This window comes from Synergistes jonesii (genome assembly GCF_000712295.1).
GTDB lineage: Bacteria > Synergistota > Synergistia > Synergistales > Synergistaceae > Synergistes > Synergistes jonesii.
In genome coordinates this window covers 53,959-72,355 of record NZ_JMKI01000035.1, presented here as the reverse complement: position 1 = coordinate 72,355, position 18,397 = coordinate 53,959, and the positions used below count along the sequence as shown (strand labels likewise).

At 50.3% G+C, this 18,397-nt stretch carries 19 protein-coding genes; 2 read left to right on the top strand and 17 right to left on the bottom strand.

Going from position 1 to position 18,397, the window contains the following annotated elements; translation table 11 throughout:
- Positions 1 to 652, top strand: a 652-nt coding sequence (locus EH55_RS07975) for an IS256 family transposase (protein ID WP_037976547.1), incomplete at its 5' end; no start/stop codon positions are given.
- Positions 653 to 858: 206 nt separating this feature from the next.
- Here EH55_RS07975 and EH55_RS14200 read toward each other — a convergent pair.
- The 11 genes from EH55_RS14200 to EH55_RS07920 form a co-directional block, all read right to left on the bottom strand.
- Positions 859 to 1,613, bottom strand: a protein-coding gene (locus EH55_RS14200) for an IS5 family transposase (protein WP_141730521.1) whose coding sequence is annotated in 2 segments (ribosomal slippage) — positions 859 to 1,289 and positions 1,289 to 1,613 — 756 coding nt in all. Because the reading frame shifts where the segments join, the coding sequence is not laid out codon by codon here.
- Between the two features lie 88 nt (positions 1,614 to 1,701).
- Positions 1,702 to 2,766, bottom strand: coding sequence for an AbrB family transcriptional regulator (locus EH55_RS07965; RefSeq protein ID WP_037976543.1), 1,065 nt, complete (start codon positions 2,764 to 2,766; stop codon positions 1,702 to 1,704).
- 25 nt (positions 2,767 to 2,791) lie between these two features.
- On the bottom strand, positions 2,792 to 4,294 hold the full coding sequence (locus tag EH55_RS07960) for a tripartite tricarboxylate transporter permease (RefSeq protein WP_037976541.1): 1,503 nt from the start codon (positions 4,292 to 4,294) through the stop codon (positions 2,792 to 2,794).
- A 24-nt stretch (positions 4,295 to 4,318) separates the two neighbouring features.
- The gene (locus tag EH55_RS07955; RefSeq protein ID WP_037976539.1) at positions 4,319 to 4,798 is read right to left on the bottom strand and encodes a tripartite tricarboxylate transporter TctB family protein; all 480 of its coding nucleotides are present in this window, start codon (positions 4,796 to 4,798) and stop codon (positions 4,319 to 4,321) included.
- Between the two features lie 76 nt (positions 4,799 to 4,874).
- On the bottom strand, positions 4,875 to 5,834 hold the full coding sequence (locus EH55_RS07950) for a Bug family tripartite tricarboxylate transporter substrate binding protein (protein WP_037976536.1): 960 nt from the start codon (positions 5,832 to 5,834) through the stop codon (positions 4,875 to 4,877).
- Positions 5,835 to 5,903: 69 nt separating this feature from the next.
- Entirely contained in the window at positions 5,904 to 6,392 is a 489-nt protein-coding gene (locus tag EH55_RS07945; RefSeq protein ID WP_081839502.1) for a LeuD/DmdB family oxidoreductase small subunit, read from the bottom strand.
- Positions 6,393 to 6,397: 5 nt separating this feature from the next.
- Positions 6,398 to 7,618 carry an aconitase/3-isopropylmalate dehydratase large subunit family protein gene (locus EH55_RS07940; RefSeq protein ID WP_037976532.1) on the bottom strand — a complete coding sequence of 407 codons (1,221 nt, stop codon included), beginning with the start codon at positions 7,616 to 7,618 and terminating at the stop codon, positions 6,398 to 6,400.
- Between the two features lie 18 nt (positions 7,619 to 7,636).
- The gene (locus EH55_RS07935; protein ID WP_037976529.1) at positions 7,637 to 9,517 is read right to left on the bottom strand and encodes an oxidoreductase; all 1,881 of its coding nucleotides are present in this window, start codon (positions 9,515 to 9,517) and stop codon (positions 7,637 to 7,639) included.
- A 47-nt stretch (positions 9,518 to 9,564) separates the two neighbouring features.
- On the bottom strand, positions 9,565 to 10,209 hold the full coding sequence (locus EH55_RS07930) for a hypothetical protein (protein ID WP_037976527.1): 645 nt from the start codon (positions 10,207 to 10,209) through the stop codon (positions 9,565 to 9,567).
- Between the two features lie 10 nt (positions 10,210 to 10,219).
- Entirely contained in the window at positions 10,220 to 10,939 is a 720-nt protein-coding gene (locus tag EH55_RS07925) for an indolepyruvate ferredoxin oxidoreductase subunit alpha (RefSeq protein ID WP_037976524.1), read from the bottom strand.
- 28 nt (positions 10,940 to 10,967) lie between these two features.
- On the bottom strand, positions 10,968 to 11,648 hold the full coding sequence (locus EH55_RS07920; RefSeq protein WP_037976522.1) for a GntR family transcriptional regulator: 681 nt from the start codon (positions 11,646 to 11,648) through the stop codon (positions 10,968 to 10,970).
- A 611-nt stretch (positions 11,649 to 12,259) separates the two neighbouring features.
- On the opposite strand from EH55_RS07920, the gene EH55_RS07915 reads away from it, so the two are divergent.
- Positions 12,260 to 13,009, top strand: coding sequence for an IS256 family transposase (locus tag EH55_RS07915; RefSeq protein ID WP_256261471.1), 750 nt, complete (start codon positions 12,260 to 12,262; stop codon positions 13,007 to 13,009).
- Between the two features lie 355 nt (positions 13,010 to 13,364).
- Here the strand turns inward: EH55_RS07915 and EH55_RS07910 are convergent, their stop codons facing one another.
- The 6 genes from EH55_RS07910 to EH55_RS07885 form a co-directional block, all read right to left on the bottom strand.
- The gene (locus EH55_RS07910; protein ID WP_051682754.1) at positions 13,365 to 14,513 is read right to left on the bottom strand and encodes an NAD(P)/FAD-dependent oxidoreductase; all 1,149 of its coding nucleotides are present in this window, start codon (positions 14,511 to 14,513) and stop codon (positions 13,365 to 13,367) included.
- Positions 14,510 to 14,794 (bottom strand): (2Fe-2S)-binding protein, encoded by a 285-nt coding sequence (locus EH55_RS07905; protein ID WP_037976519.1) that lies wholly within the window; start codon positions 14,792 to 14,794, stop codon positions 14,510 to 14,512. The genes EH55_RS07910 and EH55_RS07905 overlap by 4 nt, the downstream gene beginning before the upstream one ends.
- Before the next feature lie 15 nt (positions 14,795 to 14,809).
- A complete protein-coding gene (locus EH55_RS07900) occupies positions 14,810 to 15,316 on the bottom strand; it encodes a 4Fe-4S dicluster domain-containing protein (protein ID WP_037976518.1) in 507 nt (168 codons plus the stop codon).
- 2 nt (positions 15,317 to 15,318) lie between these two features.
- Positions 15,319 to 16,419: an NAD(P)/FAD-dependent oxidoreductase gene (locus EH55_RS07895; RefSeq protein ID WP_037976515.1), complete on the bottom strand. Its 1,101-nt coding sequence runs from the start codon at positions 16,417 to 16,419 to the stop codon at positions 15,319 to 15,321.
- Positions 16,420 to 16,434: 15 nt separating this feature from the next.
- The gene (locus EH55_RS07890) at positions 16,435 to 16,755 is read right to left on the bottom strand and encodes a (2Fe-2S)-binding protein (RefSeq protein WP_037976514.1); all 321 of its coding nucleotides are present in this window, start codon (positions 16,753 to 16,755) and stop codon (positions 16,435 to 16,437) included.
- Between the two features lie 223 nt (positions 16,756 to 16,978).
- Positions 16,979 to 17,695, bottom strand: a complete 717-nt coding sequence (locus EH55_RS07885) for a helix-turn-helix transcriptional regulator (protein WP_037976556.1) — start codon at positions 17,693 to 17,695, stop codon at positions 16,979 to 16,981.
- Positions 17,696 to 18,397: the final 702 nt, after the last annotated feature.

Below are 18,397 nucleotides of genomic sequence, written 5' to 3'. Positions count from 1 at the left end.
AGGCAGACTGGACGGGCATCGTGAAGTCCTTGGCCTGTGGGTCGGCGGAAATGAGAGCGCCAAGTACTGGGTCGGTGTCCTTAACGAGATCCGTAATCGCGGTACCGAAGATATTTTCATTATCTCCGTCGACGGCCTGACAGGCTTTGCAGATGCGATAAGCGCCGTATATCCCAAGGCCGAAGTCCAGCGCTGCATCGTCCATCAGATCCGTTACACGACAAAATTCGTCTCTTACAAGGACATTAAGGCTTTTATGAATGATTTGAAGGGTGTCTATCAGGCTCCTACACTGGAGCAGGCCGAGGAAGGGCTTGACAGACTTGAAGAGAAGTGGGGCTCGAAATACCCGTCTTCGGTAGCGAGCTGGCGGAACAACTGGCCTCAGTTATCCGCTTATTTCAAGTATCCCTATGAGCTGCGCCGGATGATCTATACGACAAACCAGATCGAGAACTACAACCGGCAGCTCAGGAAAGTGACAAAAACACGTACGATCTTCCCCTCAGACGACGCCCTTCTCAAGCTCCTTTATCTTGCGACGATGGACATCACTGAAAAGTGGACCGGCAGGGACAGGGACTGGAGTAAAATTCTGTCACAGCTGTGCATTTACTTTGAGGAACGCATAGAACCCGGAGATCTGGAATAGCCCTAAACGCCTATAAGAAAAGTCCGGGCTGCAGTCCATTGACAGCCCGGATAGCGTATGTCATTATGGTGATACTGAAGCAGTAACGGTAACCCTTTGATGTCTTACATCGATCCAGGGGCAAGGGGTTTACACAGAATAAGTTACACTACCAAATTGGCCTACTAAACTTGGGGTAGACATCGCTTAATTAGAGTCTGTTCACATTAAATTGCATCTACGATCATAGCAAAGTAGATGAACCCACAGAACAGCACGTCAAGCTTATCGTAACGGGTAAATATTTTCCGAAACCGCTTAAGACGCAAGAAATATCGCTCTATCTCATTGCGTTGCTTATATCTCTCCCTATCATACTCCCATGGATCTTTGCGGTTCGATTTTGGAGGAACAACCGGAAAATATCCCTTCTCCATCGCTTCGCTCCGCATATTCTCTCCCTCATAAGCTCTGTCCATCAGGATGTATTTTTGCTCTGGGACTCTTATGATCTTGTCAAGCAGAGCTATGCCTTCCGGCGAGTCATGGGCTTCTCCTCCGGATAGCACGAAGCTGACAGCCGATCTGTCAGTTGCGGTGACCATATGAATCTTCGTTGTGAGCCCGCCTCTCGATCTTCCAATGGACTGTTTTCCTCTTTTTTTAAAGCTCCCGTTCCGTTGGGATGAACCTTTACCGATGTGCTGTCCAGGCAGACCGCCTCGACCCTTATGCGAATAATGTTCTCCACTTGCAACACTTCAAACACGCGCTGTAAAACGCCATTTTTGCTCCACCTGTTCATGCGTACATAAATCGTATGCCAGTTCCCATAGGATTTCGGCAGTGCCCTCCACTTGCAGCCGTTTTCCGTGACATACAGTATCGCATTGATCAGTTGGAGATTACTCATACTCACATTCCCGCGCTGACGGGGCAAGTATTTTTCGATACGATCATATTGTTCTTGAGTGATTTCCATGTGCGCATTATCGCACATCAATGGAATATTGTCTATTAGTGTGAACGCGCTCTAGTAAAAATTCAAGTTAAAATTTAAAAAGGGAAAGTCAAGATGAAACGACTTGCAATATGATCCAAGGATATAGCGAGACTATTGCTATAATTCTTATGGAATGAAAGACAGATGCGGTCAATGAATCTACTCCTATTTCTTCGGCGAAAACAGCTATTTGACTCAGTCCGGCTGGAGATACACAAAGAAGACAAGTTAAGATGTCCATTTTGCTTATTTTTTTTATTATTATGGCAAGAAGAGAGCATCCTATCATCATGATAAATGCGGTAATAACGGTTGGTATTAGGATATACGTAAGCTGCAGTACAGTTTCAGATGTCATTCTTCGTCCCATTACCAGGCCAAGCCCGATTTGTGCCAGATGCCTTATGCGCAGGCTGCAATAGTATCGCCTGTTAATAAAGAAAGAATAGCTGCCAGCGCCGAGCATAGCTCCCAGCATGGCCCCAGCCGGAACCCTATAATATGTTGCCATGGCGCCTAATAAAAATGAAATCGCCAATAAAACGATATAGTCTGATTTGTAGAACCAGTTTCTGACATCATATTGTTCTTTTATCAAGTTTTCTTTTTTTAGGCGTTCTGACTGTTCTTTATCAAACAACGCGATGAAGGGTATCACGGTAAGAAAAATCACGACGCGAAAGACCTGCACGCAGGCAATGATAGGAAGATTTGCATCCATAGACATTCCAAAGACCACCATCTCCGTTATGCCGCCTGCAGAGGTCGCAATCAGGGCGGTCTTTAAATCAACGTCTGTAAGCTTATAAAAGGTACATCCGCACAGCAAAGAGAGTAAAATCAATCCTGTGGCGGCCGAGATGACGGGCAGTAAGAGCCTACTTATATGCGTAAGGAGTGTCCGATTAAATTGCTTACCAAGCATTATGCCAATGGCGACATTCGCACAGAAGGAAATCGGCCTAAGTGGAAAGCTGGGGTAATATCCAAAGACACTGAGTATACTTGTGCTGAACATCGCTCCCAATAATGCAGGGTTTGGTATTTTGAGGATTTTGAATAAGAAGCATCCTACCATGCCAATCGCGAACGTTACGAAAAAAGCGATGGCTTGTTGGAAGATGTTACCCATTATCAGGCTTATCCCTGCTTGGGGCTTAAGCGGCCTGTCGGCGCGCCTTTATCGAATCATAGAACGGCTTAAAGAGCGCCCACAGTACGGAAAACAGTGCAATGAAAATCAACACCGAGCTTATTTTTGAATTCATGAAAACCATCATATAGCTCCCTTTGGTCAATATCAGGGCTCTTCTCAGATTTGTCTCCATAATCGAACCGAGGACGAAACCAAGTACGGTCGCGGCGTGAGGCAGATGCCCTTTTTTCATTGCAAGGCCAATAATACCACAGACCAACGCCACCCAGATGTCAAAAATTTCACCGCTGTAAGCATAGGAGCCTGTGAATACCAGCGCGATTATCAGAGCAAGCAAAGACGGCTTTGATATATTCGCGATACGCACGGCGAATTTAATGCATATCTGTCCGACAAAGAGCATAAAAATATTTGCTACAAAAAGGGCTGTAAATATACCATACGGTATATCCGGGTGATTGACAAAGAGCATCGGGCCCGGGGTGACGTTATGGATTATCAAGGCTCCGAGCATTATCGCTGTCGAGTTAGAGCCGGGTATGCCAAGCGCCAGTAGCGGAACCATCGCGCCGCCTGTAACAGCGTTGTTTGCCGACTCCGGTGCAATCACACCCAAGGGATTTCCCTTTCCAAAAGAATCCGGGTCTTTACTCCATTTTTTCGTGCCACTGTAGCTCAGAAAGGAGGCGACGGTGGCTCCGGCGCCCGGCATCGCCCCGATGACGACCCCCAGCAAGGAGGAGGCCGCGGCGCATGGAATCCATTTTTTTATGGTGCTCCATCCTGGGAACGACATGTCAATCTTTCTTTGCTCCATGACGACGCCGGTTTTCAGTTCCATCGATTGCCTGAAGACCTCCGATATGGCAAAGAGGCCCATCATCAGGGGGATCATTTCAAGTCCGTCCGAGAGTGAGGGCAGGCCAAGCGTAAGCCGTAAAGCGCCTGCCACGGGGTCAAAGCCGATCGTCGCGAGCAGCATTCCGAAGAGCCCGGCCCAAATCCCTTTAAGTACATTATCCTCTCCTAAAGAACAGATAAGCGTCAGTCCCAGCAGCGCCAACGAGAAATATTCGGCGGGGCCAAATGCCAGGGCGAGCGAGGCCAGAGGCAGGGCAATAAAGACCAAAAGCGCGGCCCCGACGAGCCCGCCAAAGACAGAGGCCAGAAGCGACGCGTAAAGCGCCGTGCTCGTCTCTCCTTTCTTATGCAGCTCGTATCCGTCAAAGACGGTACACGCCGCTGCATTGGTTCCCGGAGTCCCAATCAAAATGGCTGGAATAGACCCCCCATATTCTCCTCCGCAGTACACTCCGGCAAGCATTATCACCGCAACGGCGGGAGTCAGGCCCCAAGTGAAGGGAAGCAGGAGGGCCATCGCTATCGTCGCGTTGATACCGGGGATCATTCCGCCGACCGTGCCCCACAGTACACCAAATCCGAGAGCCAGCAGCGAATTGAGATGAAATACAGATTGAAGCCCTAATATAAAGTTTGTGCCCATAATTCACTTCTCCTTCTTCGTCCGCTAGAAGAATCTCTCGAAGATTCCCAGAGGCAAGTTGACATTCAAACCGTAAAAGAACGCGGCAAAGAGGACAGCCGTGGTTATTACCGAGGTCATCGCAAGCTTCTTTATATCGCGCACGCCTGCGAAGGACATAACGGCAATGATCAGAAGCAGCATTGCTATAGGGTAGCCCAGTATATCAAGACAGAAAATAAATACTATGCTTGCCGCCACAATCATAAAAACCGGTTTAAGCATGCCAGCGGCTCTACCGCCAGCTTGTCCGAGAACACGGCAATTTTTTATTTTCAGTAAAGAAAAGAACACATGAATTACCCCGATTATAATCATCACTACGGCGATTATACGCGGCAATGCAGCGGGTCCTGCGGGGTCCGTCATATTTTGCACGCGGAGCAGACTTTGGGTGCTAAACAGAACAAAACCCCCTATGATGATTGAAATCAAACCGAATATCCAATCTTCTTTTCTGAACATAATATTTTCCTCCATATTTAGAGTGCCCGGCGCCGTTGTTTGATTCATCTGCCACGGCGCCGGCTGCGAAACGTTTTTATTTAACGTCTTTTAAGGAATCTTCCACCTGTTTTGTCTGATCTGAGAGTATCTTTTTAAATTCTTTCGCCTCCGCAAACGCCGGTACAAGTTTGCTTGAAGTGTAATAAGCTTTAAAGTCAGGATCCGACATCGCTTCTTTCAAAAGTTTCGTAAGCTTATTGATGATGGGGGTCGGCGTTCCTTTGGGCACCACGATGCCGCGAAGCTTTTCAACCTTAACGTTGGGATATCCAGCCTCTGCGACGGAGGGTATCGGCAGTCCCGGGAGCTTATTGAAAGTCGCGAGGATCCTCATCTTCCCACCCTCCACGGAAGAGGCCATCTCCGCGTATTCGCCGACTCCGGCGCTTACATGACCGCCAAGCACGGATATCGCGCCGTCTCCGCCACCCTCAAAGGGGATGATGGAGACCTTGCATCCGGCCTTCATCATAAGTTCTCTGGCCGCGATAAACTCTATATTGCCTGCGGTTCCGCCCGCGAAAGAGACTTCGCTGGGGTGCGCCTTCGCGTCCGCGATAAGGTCGGAGAGTGTCTTATATTTTGAATCTTGCGCAACATAAATACACGTAGCGTCAATAAACATGCGCGCTACAGGCTCAAAATCCGTATAGTTCACAGACAGTTTGTTGACGATAGGCGACGCTACAAACGTTGAGGATACGCCTAAAATCGTATATCCGTCCGGCTTTGCCTTGTTGACCTTTGTCCAGGCATTTGCGCCGGAAGCGCCGGTGACGTTATTGACTATTACGGTCTGCCCAGTCTTTTTCTCGAGGAAACGGGCAAGAGCTCTGAGGTAGAGATCGCCGCCGGAACCGGCCTTTGAATGCCAAATCAGCTCTATTTTCTTGTTCGGCCAATTATCGGCTTCGGAGGCGCACGCAGGAAGCGCGTAGGCAAAAACTGCAGAAATAACAAATATCAACGTAAGCACGGACACCAATTTTTTCATTTTGATAGAACCTCCCTTATAATATGTGGCTATAACATTTGACGCCCAAGATCCTGAAAGCAACGACGCCTACTCCGGTCTTTCATCGTTAATGGCGTTGATCAGGCCTCCTTTCAATAGATATTTTTGTATATAATCTGGGAACGTATTAAAACGATACTGTTTCCTCTGCGTTCCATTGAAGATAATGCCCCTTTGCAAATCCACTTTGAGCGCGTCGCCCTCGCAGATATCCCGCACGGCTTCAGGAGCGGTGATTGCGGCAATGCCAAGGTTTATGCAATTCCGAAAAAACAATCTTGCGAAAGAACACGCTACGATGACTTTGATTCCCGCTCCCAGAAGCGCCAGAGGGGCGTGCTCGCGGCTCGATCCATAACCCATATTTTCCCCCGCGATCAGGATGTCTCCCGGCTGAACCTTATCCGCGATTTCCGGACGTATATTTTTAAAAATATGCCGCTTAAGCTCGTCTTTATCCGTCAAAGTAAGACAGCGGGTGGAAATTATCTCATCGGTTGAGACATTATCGCCAAGCTTCCAACATCTGCTGGTCATGATCTTCAGCAGCCCCTTTCAGATAAAAGCGCTCTGGGGTCAGATACATAGCCGGTTATCGCAGAGGCGGCAACGGCGGCGCTGCTGGCGAGATAGACGACTCCGCCGTCGCCCATCCTGCCCGGCATGTTCCTTGTAGAGGAACTTACGCAAACCTCGCCGGGGGCGAGTATTCCGGCATCGTGCGCCCCGCAGGCCCCGCAGGAGGGAGAGGTTATGACGGCGCCCGCTTCGCTCAAGATGCTTAAATACCCTAGCGCCAGGGCCTTGTTGTATATTGCGCGCGTGGCGGGCATGACTAGCAGCCTCACACCGGCGCTGACCCGGTGGCCCTTGAGAACGGCGGCGGCTGCGGCAAGGTCGCTGAGCAGCGCGCCCGCGCACGAGGCAACGGCGGCTTGGTTGATCTTGATCTTTTCCGGCGCGACCTCAGATATGGGGGCTATATTCGTCGGCAGTCCCGGGAGGGCCACTGTCGGTTCAAGTGTCTCCGCATTGAAATTTTTTACAACGCGGTATCCTTTGCTCTCCGGAGCGGTTTCGTTGTCAAGGACCATCGCGTTTTTAGCTCCCATCTCGGCGCTCATCACACACGCCACGATTCTGCCGTCAAGCGGCATTGTCAGAAACGCGTCTCCTCCATATTCGACCGCGCAGTAGTTGGCGCCGTTCGGTCCAAAATAAGAGAGGACAGAATTAACAAGATCTCTCGGCATAACGCCAAAGGGAAATTTCCCGAAAACGTTGACCCTTACCGTCTCAGGGACCTTAAACCATATCGAGCCCTTTACAAGCACGGCCGCCATCTCACTGGCGCCGATGCCGACTGCGAAGCAGCCGTTTACGCCCTCTCCGGTCGTATGGGAATCCGTCCCTACCACGACCTCCCCCTTCTTTAACAATGCCTCTTCGTACATAACGACATGGCTGATACCACAGCCGCACTCGTGGATTTTTTTAATGCCGTGCTCCGCGGCAAACTTCCTCATCATATCGTGGTGCTTGGCCGCCTTGACTGTCGTTGACGGGCTATGGTGGTCCATAAACAACGTAACCCTCTCTGGGGACCAAACATTGGCAGAGTTGATTCTATAAAAATTCTCAATCGTCAGCGCTGCGTTGTTATCATGTATCATCGCCATATCGACCGGAACCTCGACCATGTCGCCAGGGCGGACGAAGGCTCTGCCTGATTTAGCTGCCAGTATCTTTTCACTCTCTGTCATCGTCGCTGCTCCGCCTCGTCAAAATTTATAGGATATCGCTTTATCAAAGGCGTCGTGGATTGCATCCATCGCATCTCCGCCCTTAGCGGAGCTTCCGACGACAATCGCCTTACCGGCCTTTTCCGCCAGCTTTGCAACCGCCTTTTTGTCGGGAACGTATCCGCAGGCCAGCACATAGGAAAAAGCGCCATCGAAACGATGATCGGCCCCTTCATTGTCCTGGTAGTCAAATCCGCCCTCGTCTATCGACAAAACTGTGCTGTGGCGAATGACCTTGACGCCGGCCTCCGCAAAACGTTTTTTCATAAAATGCCAGCGCGCTATGCCCTGCAGCGCATCCTGTTCCCGCGGATCGTTGCCGATGACGATGACGGATTTACCTCTCTGAGAGAGATAATCAGCTGTCTCATAGCCTACAAGCCCGTCGCCGACGACGACATAGCTCTCGGCGTCGCATTTTCCCGACATCAGCATCTCAGCCGCTTTTTCCACCTTGGCGGAGGGCGCCGTCTTTATCGGCGGGATTATCGCCTTCCCGCCAACGGCCACGACGACGAGATCCCAGTCCCCCTCGGGTATTTCATTGATTTTTTCTCCCAGCTGGAAGCTGACGTGATAAATGGGCAAAACCTGCTGGTAGTAGCCGATCACGTCAATGTAATTTGATTTGCCGGGGGCGGCGCTGGCCGCGCGGAAAAGGCCGCCGATGCTCCCCGCCTCATCAAAAACTGTCACTGCTGCTCCTCTGTGGGCAAAGACATTTGCCGCCTCCAACCCGGAAAGCCCGGCCCCGATCACGCACACCTTTTTACCGGCCGCGTCCTGCTCGTTAAGGTCAAAGAGCTCCTCTCGGCTTGTAAGGGGATTCTGCAAACACTCGCACTGCGTCTTGTTCTGCTCTCTGCGGGTGCGGCACCCCTGATTGCAGGCGATGCAATGGCGTATCGGATAATCGTCGTTGCCTACCGCGCGCATCCAGTTTCCATCGGCGAGGACAGTTCGCGCAATCGCGCAGAAATCCGCCTCCGCCTCTTCGACCATTTTATTAGCGACGTTCCAATCAACGATACGGCCGACAACAATCACGGGTACTTTAAGCCTTTCCTTAAGGTATTTACCCATGTAACCCAGGTGCCCTTCCTGTATCTCGGAGGGAGGGCATTCCCATTCCTCGCTGGCGGGCATTCCTACGGAAACGTGTATGGCGTCGGCGCCCGCCGCCTCCGCCAGACAGCATATCTCCGACGATTTTTCAATGGTGCGGCCTCCCGGTATTCTTTCCTCGCCGCTGATCCTTAAAATGACGGGAAAATCTCCTCCGCAAAGCTCTTTGATACGCGAAATCATCTCTGTAACGTTACGCGCACAGTTTTCCAGATTCCCGCCATATTGGTCTTTACGGGTATTGAGCAGTTCGGAAAGAAGAAGAGCCACCTCATGCCCATGGGCCCCATGTATCTCGACCCCGTCAAAACCGGCTTTTTTTGCGCGAAGTGCCCCCTGAGCATAAGATTCGATCATCTTACGTATACCTTCGGTGGAAAGCTCGAAGGGGGACTCATCAAACCCAGCGCGGCCAAATTGAGTCCCGGAGGGGTGAATCTGATTAAAAACTTTCGCACCAGCGTCATGTATAACGTTAAGCAGCGGTTCCCACTGGGCGATCCGTGAATCGTCCGATAGCGATCCCCGCGCTCTCTTATTCGCGCCGTGCGGATTCGCGGGAATTATAAACGCACCGATCCCCGCCTCTGCCCTGTTTTTAAAAAACGCGATCATTTTATCTGTGACATCGCCGTTTTTGTTTGAATAATAAAGGCACATCGACGATACGATCACGCGATTTTTTATTTCTACCGGGCCGATCTTCGCCGGTGTGAGCAGAGCACAATCTTTCATCATATTACCCCCAATTGCATAATTGTCGATTGTATGCAAAAGCTAAATTATAAATTTTTACTGTCCGCGGCAAGACGTTCTTTCATAAGCTGCGCGCAGCGGTCCGTGTTGAATATGCCGCAGGTGCAGGGCTTTGCCAGGATCAGGGCCGCGTCTTCGGGAGTCATTATTCCCTTTTTGACCTTTTCGGTTACGTCCTTCACAAGATGCTGTGAAACCAAAGAGTGTCCACACATTGTGGTATACTGAAGAACCTCCCCGCTAGGCAGAAGCGACGTGTCGCCATAAACGCCCAGCGACAGAAGCGCGGTGTGAGGTTTTAATCCACATTCGCGGGCAATTTGCACGACTTCGTCGATCAGGCCGCTCACTACTGTAGAGATGCCCAATTTGGCAGCTTTCGCCTTCATCAGCACACCCTTTACGGCTTCACGGTCAGAAAATGTCGCGATGATGCCGTAGGAATTATCCAGTGTCTTTGCATATTCTTCAGGGTCAAGGCCATTCAAATAGCTTTTGCCCGCATGGCTGGAGCCGAAATTGACGACCTTTTCTGAAAGGTAGATATTAAGTGTCTCGCGGAGCTTATCTCCACAGTTATCCCGGTTTATCCCCTTTGCGGCCCTTGTATATATACAAAAATCATTCTTCAGGTTTTCAACAGTTCCATAACGATGCAGCGAATGACTCATGAAAAACCTCCTAGTCGATTAGCGGCCGGCCCAGTCCAACGTTGATCTTCGCATTAGGCCTGACCTCTATTCCAAGTTTTTTCAACTTTTTTACTACGGGAAGTTCCGCGTTGTCGTCGAAGCGGCTTACGAGGCCCACGGAAACGACAGTATTTAGCGATTTAAATATTGGAAATAGCTTGTTTAGCGTCTCTTCTAGCTTATCTTCTGTAATCACAAGCTCAAGTATTGCCGAGAGCACCTTTTCATTGACATATTCGGGCTTGAATTTACCTGAAATATCTGGCTCAAGGAGGCCGTAAAGCGGGTTGTCCTTGATTATCGGGATCCCCATACCGCGCATTGCCAGAGTCACCTTTTCTATCTCCGATAGCCTAGTGCCGGTTCCGGGACGTCCAAATTCAAGGAGCAGGCCGTACTCACCCCTTTTAAACTTTGCAGTGACATCGTTTGTTTTAGCCTCTTCCGTCCCACGCCCCCACGCTCTTAGGTTAGGGTGCTGTATGCCTGGGTCACTGAACTGCATGCGGATCGCGCGCGGATACTCATAACATTCAGCTGGCATGTAAATAGCGTCTTTCGGGCAGACGTTTGCCCTTTTGCAGACGCCACAGTCAACGCATTCGTCGTGATTGATATACACCTTGCCTCCTTTAGTAGCTATGCAGCCAACCGGACAGTAAGGAACGCACTGCTTACAACCTATGCACAATTCTTCGTTTATCTTCATTCAATATCCTCCCTTTTGATAGGCCATGTTAAGAAAACAACTTTGGCAGGTACTTCAAATTCGCAAGTATAGATTTCTTCCGTATTTTTTCAGCCTTTTCTGCATTACCGTTTCGTATGGATTCGATTAGCTCTTCATGCTTTTTTATCGATTCCTGCATCTTTCCCGTAGAAAGCATTACTCCAGTCCGGTAGCGCTTCGTCTGCTTGCTGAAAATATCCAGCATGTTGATAAGCCTCTGATTGTTGCATGCCTTTATCAGCGTCTCGTGAAATTTGCTGTTATACTTTGCATAGTTCCACGTGTCACCGCTATTAGCGTAAACGAGCATCTGTTTGTTAATGCTGGTTAGGCGGTCGGTTAATGTTCCGTCATCATTTTTAATTGCAAGGTATATCGCCAGGCTTTCAAGATTCGCTCTTATCGTATACACATCTACGGCGTCTTTATATGTCAGCTCGCTCACGAACACACCTTTTCTTGCGTTGCTCACAAGATAGCCTATATTTTCCAGAATACGAAAAGCCTCTCTCAATGGGGAGCGGCTGACATTCATCTGTTCGCACATGTTTTGTTCGATCAAACGCATACCAGGCTTGAACTCGCCGCTGATGATCTTAGACTCGATCTCCTCTACGATATTTTCCACCAGGCTCTTATGTTGAAAGCCGCTTTTCTGTATCTCATGCGTAGACTCATGTGCAAGCATTATTGATTTCTCCCTCCGAATCTTTGTTTATTGTCGATTATATACAATCGTGCTATTTGAGTCAAGTTTTTTTAAAGGCAGCAAAAACAAAAAATGGATATATAGGTTTACCGTATATCTGTTCCATGAGTCGGAAAGAGCAGATATATTAGGCGGTGTTTATGAAGATATTCAAACATAGAAATAAATAGTTAATTGTTACTGGAAGACTAAATAAATACAGTAATAACCTGTGAGAAGTACATAATAGTGGGGGTAAAACATAGATAGAGTCTGGTTTCATTGTAAAATGAAGATACACACTCATGAACGCGTGAGTGTTATCGGAGCATAAAGAAATATCCACAGCGAGTCTCCGGTAGATTATTTTGCTAAAAACAAATAAAAAATATTATCCGTGTAAAGGCGGAGGTGTCTGCGGGTACTGGAGTCTATAAACAAGACTCTGTAAATATCATTCATAAGGTTTGAGGCGGTTCTTCTGTGATATAAACTAATCACAGTAGGTTTTTTATATGGCTAAGACGAGGAAAGAGAAACAATCGGTCCACAGGGTTGTCATGACGGAAGGCAAGGAAGAAATAATCAGGCGCCTTCTTCAGTAGTACGTCATCGAAACTGCCGAGGACATTCATGATGCCTTGAAGAACCTGCTCGGCGGTACCATCAAGCAGATGATGGAAGCGGAGATGGACGACCACCTTGGCTATGAGAAATCAGAACGCTTGGACTCGGACTACTGCCGGAACGGCTACAAGGAAAAGACAGTCAACTCGAGCCTGGAAACAATGAAGATATCAGTTCCCCAGGACAGGGCTTCCACGTTTGAGCCTAAAGTTATCAAGAAACGCCAGAAAGATATATCGGAGATAGATCGAAAGATAATCTCCATGTATATAAATGGCATGACGACAAGGCAGATATCAGCCATGCTCATGGATGTATATGGTTTTGAGGCCTCAGAAGGCTTCATATCGAACGTCACGGACAAGATACTGCCGGAGATAGAGGACTGGCAGAACCGGTCACTGTCTGAAGTCTGGCCGGTGCTGTACATAGACGCCATACACTATTCGGTACGAGACAGCGGAATAATCAAAAAGCTTGCGGCGTATGTCATCCTCGGCATAAACGCCGAAGGGCACAAGGAAGTCCTGACAGTAGAAATCGGGGAAAATGAGAGCTCGAAATACTGGCTCTCCGTCATGAACAGCCTCAAAAACCGCGGTGTAAAGGATATAATCCATCAACTATCCAAGAGTAACGAGATGGTGTATCCTATATTCATGACATTATATTCTAAAGACCTCAGAGAACACGCTGTAAAATACATACTTGACGGACGCTCCTTGTATAATTGACGAAGTAGATCACACGGGTTTGTTCGCGGCTGATGCCGCTCACGAAAAAAAGGGTGAAGGGCGTTGCTCTTGAGCAAATCCGCGTGAAAAAAACATAAAAAATAAACGAGGCGCTCATTTCCGTCCTACGTTATAGCATACAAGTTGAATGACTATATCATGCTCATCTGCGCTTACGGGCTTACAGGCATAAGAGAAGCCATAGAGGGCAGCGTTGAACCCGTAATAAGAGAAGCCATAGAGGGCAGCGTTGAACCCGTAAAAGGAATTCTGTAAATCCAAGATAGGCGGCAACAAAAAACGGCCGCCGAAGCGGCCGTTTTCCGCCGTATTGAAAACAGGGGCGAAATAAATATCAGACGACGTTCGGCTCCACGATCTTTTCGCCGCGCTCGAACCTTTTGTAGTCCATGATAGTCGGGTCGAACGGCGGCTTGTCTCCGTTGAGCAGGGCTGTCATGATCTGGCCGGCCACCGGCGCGAGCATGAAGCCGTGCCCGGAGAAGCCCGTCGCGTGCCAAAAGTGCTTGACGTCCGTCTCGCCGAGAATAGGCGCTGAATCCGGCGTCATGTCGTAGTGTCCGGCCCACTGACGCACGACGCGGATGTTCTTCGCGCGCGGCAGCAGCTTGAGCACCGTGCGCGCGATGCTCGCGATCGAATTGACGTTCGACGTGTAGCCGAGCCTGATGTCGCTCGAAGGGCTTTCGCCCGCGATGATAGAGCCGTGCGGACGCTGCTGGATGTAGTAGTTGCCGCTGAAGCTCATCAGCATCGGAGGGCAGACGCCCGGGTCCACCGGCTCCGTTATGATTATCTGATGGCGCTCGGCCCAGTTCGGCAGCTTGACGCCGGCCAACGCGGCGACGTCCTGCGCCCAGGAGCCCGCGCAGTTTATGACATCTTTGCAGTCGATATTGCCGCGGTTCGTCTCGACGAGCATCCCACCCTTCGTCGCCTTGAGGCCGACGACCTCGGTGAATTTGCAGAAAGTGGCGCCGTAGCGCTTCGCCGCCTCCTGGAAGGCAAAGGTCGTCAGGAAGGGGTCGGCGTGTCCGTCCCTCTGATAGAACGTGAAGCCGATCGCGTCGTCGACAGCCACGCCGGGGCATATCTCCTGGGCGCGCTTGACGTCCGTGAAAGCTTCCGACATGATGCCGAGGCTGTGCTGAAGCTCGACGTTCTTCTGGAATTGGGCCCATTCCTTTTCTTTATAGGCTACGAGCAGGTAGCCGCCCTGATTGAGTCCGGTAGGCAGGCCGAGCTCTTCGTCCAGATGTTCGAAGGTGTCTAGGCAGGCGAGCGCCATGCGGCAGTTGAGTTCAAGCCCCCACTGCGCGCGGATGCCCGCGCCGCAGCGTCCCGTCGAGCCTGAGCACACCGTGTTCTTTTCGAGGACGACGACGTTTTTTCTTCCTGATTTTGCAAGATAATAGGCCGTAGCGGTGCCGACGCCGCCTCCTCCTATTATCACTATGTCGGCTGTTTTCGGGATATCTATCATCTGTGCTCACCTTCCCTGAAGTCCTCGGCGAGGAGGCTTATTTTTATTGGTTTAACTGGTGGTCTCATCGTCCCAGGGGACAGTTCGGCGACGGGTTTGCCGGTCGCCTTAGCTATCTCGCGCAGTATGATGTCGCGGCAGCCGCGTCCCTGACAGGGGCCCATGCCGACGCGAAGCTCTCTCTTGAGCTCGTCGAATGTGTCATAGCCGCGCGCTATCCACTCGCGTATAGTGTCTATCTCTATTTCTTCGCAGCGGCATATCACGTTTGCTTTCGCCATTTCAGCACACCACCTTTACTGGACCTTCACGGCGCGGATGTCGTCCGCTTTATCTTTGGGGATGAGCACGCTCAGAACGTAGGTCTTGTCTTTCGAAGGCTCCGTCACAGATGTGATTTCCCCCTCCGCCACTTCTTCGCCGACTCTGTTCAGGCATTTGACTTTCTGTCCTTTTGACGGCAGCGGCAGCATTTCGTACGGTAGTTTGATGAGAGCCTGCCCTTTTCCCACCGTAAGGTCTATCACGAAGCACGCAAGACCCGGGCAGCGCGATACGCAGATGCCGCAGCCGGTGCATTTGTCGTAGTCTATTTTCGGCGTGTCGTTTATGTCTTCGAAGGGCAGCACGGCCCCGGTGGGGCAGCTGGTATGGCAGGGGTTGCAGGGGATGCGCTTGGGGCATTCTATCACCACGTAACCGCCTTTTTTGGCTTCCCATTTCTCTTGCGGCGGCAGCAGCGCTCCTTCCACGTGTTCTACCAGCACTCCGCTGTTGAAGAGTTTGTCTTTGTCGCAGCTCATTGTTACGCCTCCCATCCCTGTACGAGTACTTGGTTTATGCCGGCTGTGATTTTTTCTCCTACTTCGCCGGCGCGCAGGTGGTGGAGTCTCGTCCAGTATTCGTCGAATTTACCGTCGTCTACCGGAAGTCCCAGCGCTTTGGCCGCCGAGTGCCCCGCAACCCGGCCTTCTACCATCGCTGCGGAGGCTTCTTCTATGCCAGAGGCGTCTCCCGCCACCCAGATGTCGGGGTTGCTGGTGCGCATGTTTTTGTCTCTGTAGGGGACGTAGCCGCAGAGCTGCGGAACGTATTGCATTTTGCAGCCGGCCTGCCAGAAGAGTTCCGTGGTGGGCGTGAGTCCTACCGCCATGCAGATGATGTCGCACTCTATTTTCTCCGGCTCGCCTATGAGCTGGAATTTGTCGTCCAGTTCCTGGATCACGGCGCCTTCGAGTATTTTGTCTCCTATGGCCTCCACTACGGTGTGTCTTAGGAGTACGGGGATGCCCAGCCTTCTGATTTTCGCCGCGTGTACCCAGTAGCCGCCTATTTTAGGCATGGCTTCGACTACCGCCGCTACTTCCACTCCCGCCTGCTTAAGCTGGTAGCTGACTATGAGCCCTATGTTGCCCGCTCCCACCATGACGACTCTTTTGCCCGGCACTACGCCGTATACGTTCATCAGGGTCTGTACCGCTCCCGCTCCGTATACGCCGGGAAGGTCGTTGTTCGTGAAGGGGATCATTCTTTCCTGCGCCCCGGTCGCTATCACCGCTTTTTTCGCCTTGATGCGGTAGTACTCTTCTTCTCCCTGCATCACGGTGTATACCCCGTCTTCCGGGTAGTAGCCGGTGACTGTGGAGTTGCAGCTTATTTGCACTCTGTCTCCCAGCCCAGCTATCTCCTCAAGGAGGATGTCCGCTATCTTGTAGCCGCGCGTCCCCGCGTATTCGTCTTTCGAACCGAAGAATTTGTGGGTCTGTTTGACTAACTGCCCTCCGGCGTGCAGGTCGCTTTCTATAACGGTCACCTTGGCGCCGGCTCCCCCGGCTTCCGCCGCCGCGCAAAGGCCTGCGGCTCCGCCGCCTATGACCAGAAGGTCTGTCTCATATACCTTCTTCATCTTCTCTCTACCTCCTTAGCAGACTTCCAGGGGAACGCGTCCCTTGTCCTTCTGCGTCTCCACCTTCATGCCCGCGGAAAGCGGCGTTACGCAGGTGCGTACGTTGGGGACTCCGTCCACCACCATGAAGCAGGAGCTGCATTTGCCTATGGCGCAGAAGAAACCGCGCGTCCTCTTCATCTCCGGCGTGACGCGGTAGACCTGGACGCCGTTGGCGTGCAGCGCCATCGCTATGGGCTCCCCCTCATATCCCTTGAGCTCTTTCCCGTCGAAGGTGAATGCAACTTCCCGACCGTGGCTGTACTCCAGGATCGGATGGCTCTCGATCAGTTTCATTCTCTCTCTCCCTCCTTGGATTTGTTGCGCCGCCCTTTTCGGCGCGGCGAAGTGAATGTGAAATAACGGTTATTAAAAATAGATGCTTAAACGTTACATCAAAAAATTGTTATTTATCAATTTTTTGATGTAACCATAGAATATTGTTATACCATATTGAAATTTTGTCAAGGATAAAAATTAATTTACACCTAAAACTATAAATGTACACGCGGAGATGTGATTATTTAGCGTTCTCCCGCTGTTTCTGTATCTCTCTGATGTACGCGTATATCGTAAATTTTGTGTTGCCCATCTCGGCAGCGAGCGTGTCGACGGCTCCCTTCAGGCGGAAAAAGCCTCTGTCGAGGAGCTCCTGGATGATCAACTTTTTTTCCGGCTTCGTCAGGAATCTCAGCGGCTTGCCGGCGTTCTTCCTGACAGTTTCGAGAGAATCTCCTATGACCTCTTCCAAATTCTGAGCGAAAGATTCGCGCACGAGCTCGGGGAATTTACCGCCGGATTTCTCCCCCGCCTCGAGCCTTTCCGGGTATTGCTCGACCTTTCCCATGCCGACGCTGACGAGGCTTTCGATCAATTCCTGCGCCGCGAAGGCTTTTTTAAGGTCGTAGTTGATGCAGAGGAAGGCGATTATCTGCCCCTCTTCGTCTCTTATGAAGATGCAGCTGCATTTGATCAGCTCGCCCCTGTTGTTTTTAGCGAGGTAGTTGAAAATTCCTTCTTTATCGCGATATTTCTCGGACTGCAGCATGAACAGGCCGAAATCCGTCATCGGGCCGCCTTCGCTGCGGCCGGTTACATAGCCGTTCTCGCAGAGGACGAGCGAGTGTTCGGGCATCGAAACGTCGTGAAGATTCACCTCATAGTCCTTGCCCAGCGTTTGGGCGAGGCCGCGGACGACGGGGATGAGTATTTTTAATTTTGGATTCATTTTCGGCATATCCGTCACGCAATCACCTCCAACGGAAAATATTGTACACTATATCACGCGACAAACAAACAAAAAATTGACGATAACAAAAAATTAGGCCATCTCTGCGGCATCGTTCGGCTTCCTGTTCGCGGTACTCGCCAACCCCGCGTCCGTACATACGACAAACTTCGACAGCTTGAAAGCGTGTGGCAGTTTACGTTCAAGAGGCTCTAAGGGTACCTGCTCGTTAGTATTGTCGGGCGTCGTGAAGAAGCGGCGTTCTTATTTAGATACTTTCAATCGCATAAATCCACCTCCCCGTAGCGCTGTTTTAACACGGCGTCCAAAAGTACTCAATAAATAGACAAAAAAATGACAAAAACCACTAAGAAAAAGCACAGCAGGCTTTATGAGGGGTATTAGATTGAATTTATGTCAAAAAAATACAATTTAGCAAACTTATATTAAATACAATGTGTTGTCTCTTAATTTCTACTTTTCAAAATTATTACATATGATATAATAATTGTGACCTATATTTTATACACTATAAAATGTTATCTTGGACTGTTAAGTTGCTATAGAAAGGAAGCGAAAAAAATGTTAAGAAGGCTATTGACAAGAGGACGGAAATGCCCGATGCTCAGTCAGTCAGTCAGTCAGTCAGTCAGTCAGTCAGTCAGTCAGTCAGTCAGTCAGTCAGTCAGTCAGTCAGTCATAACTCATAAG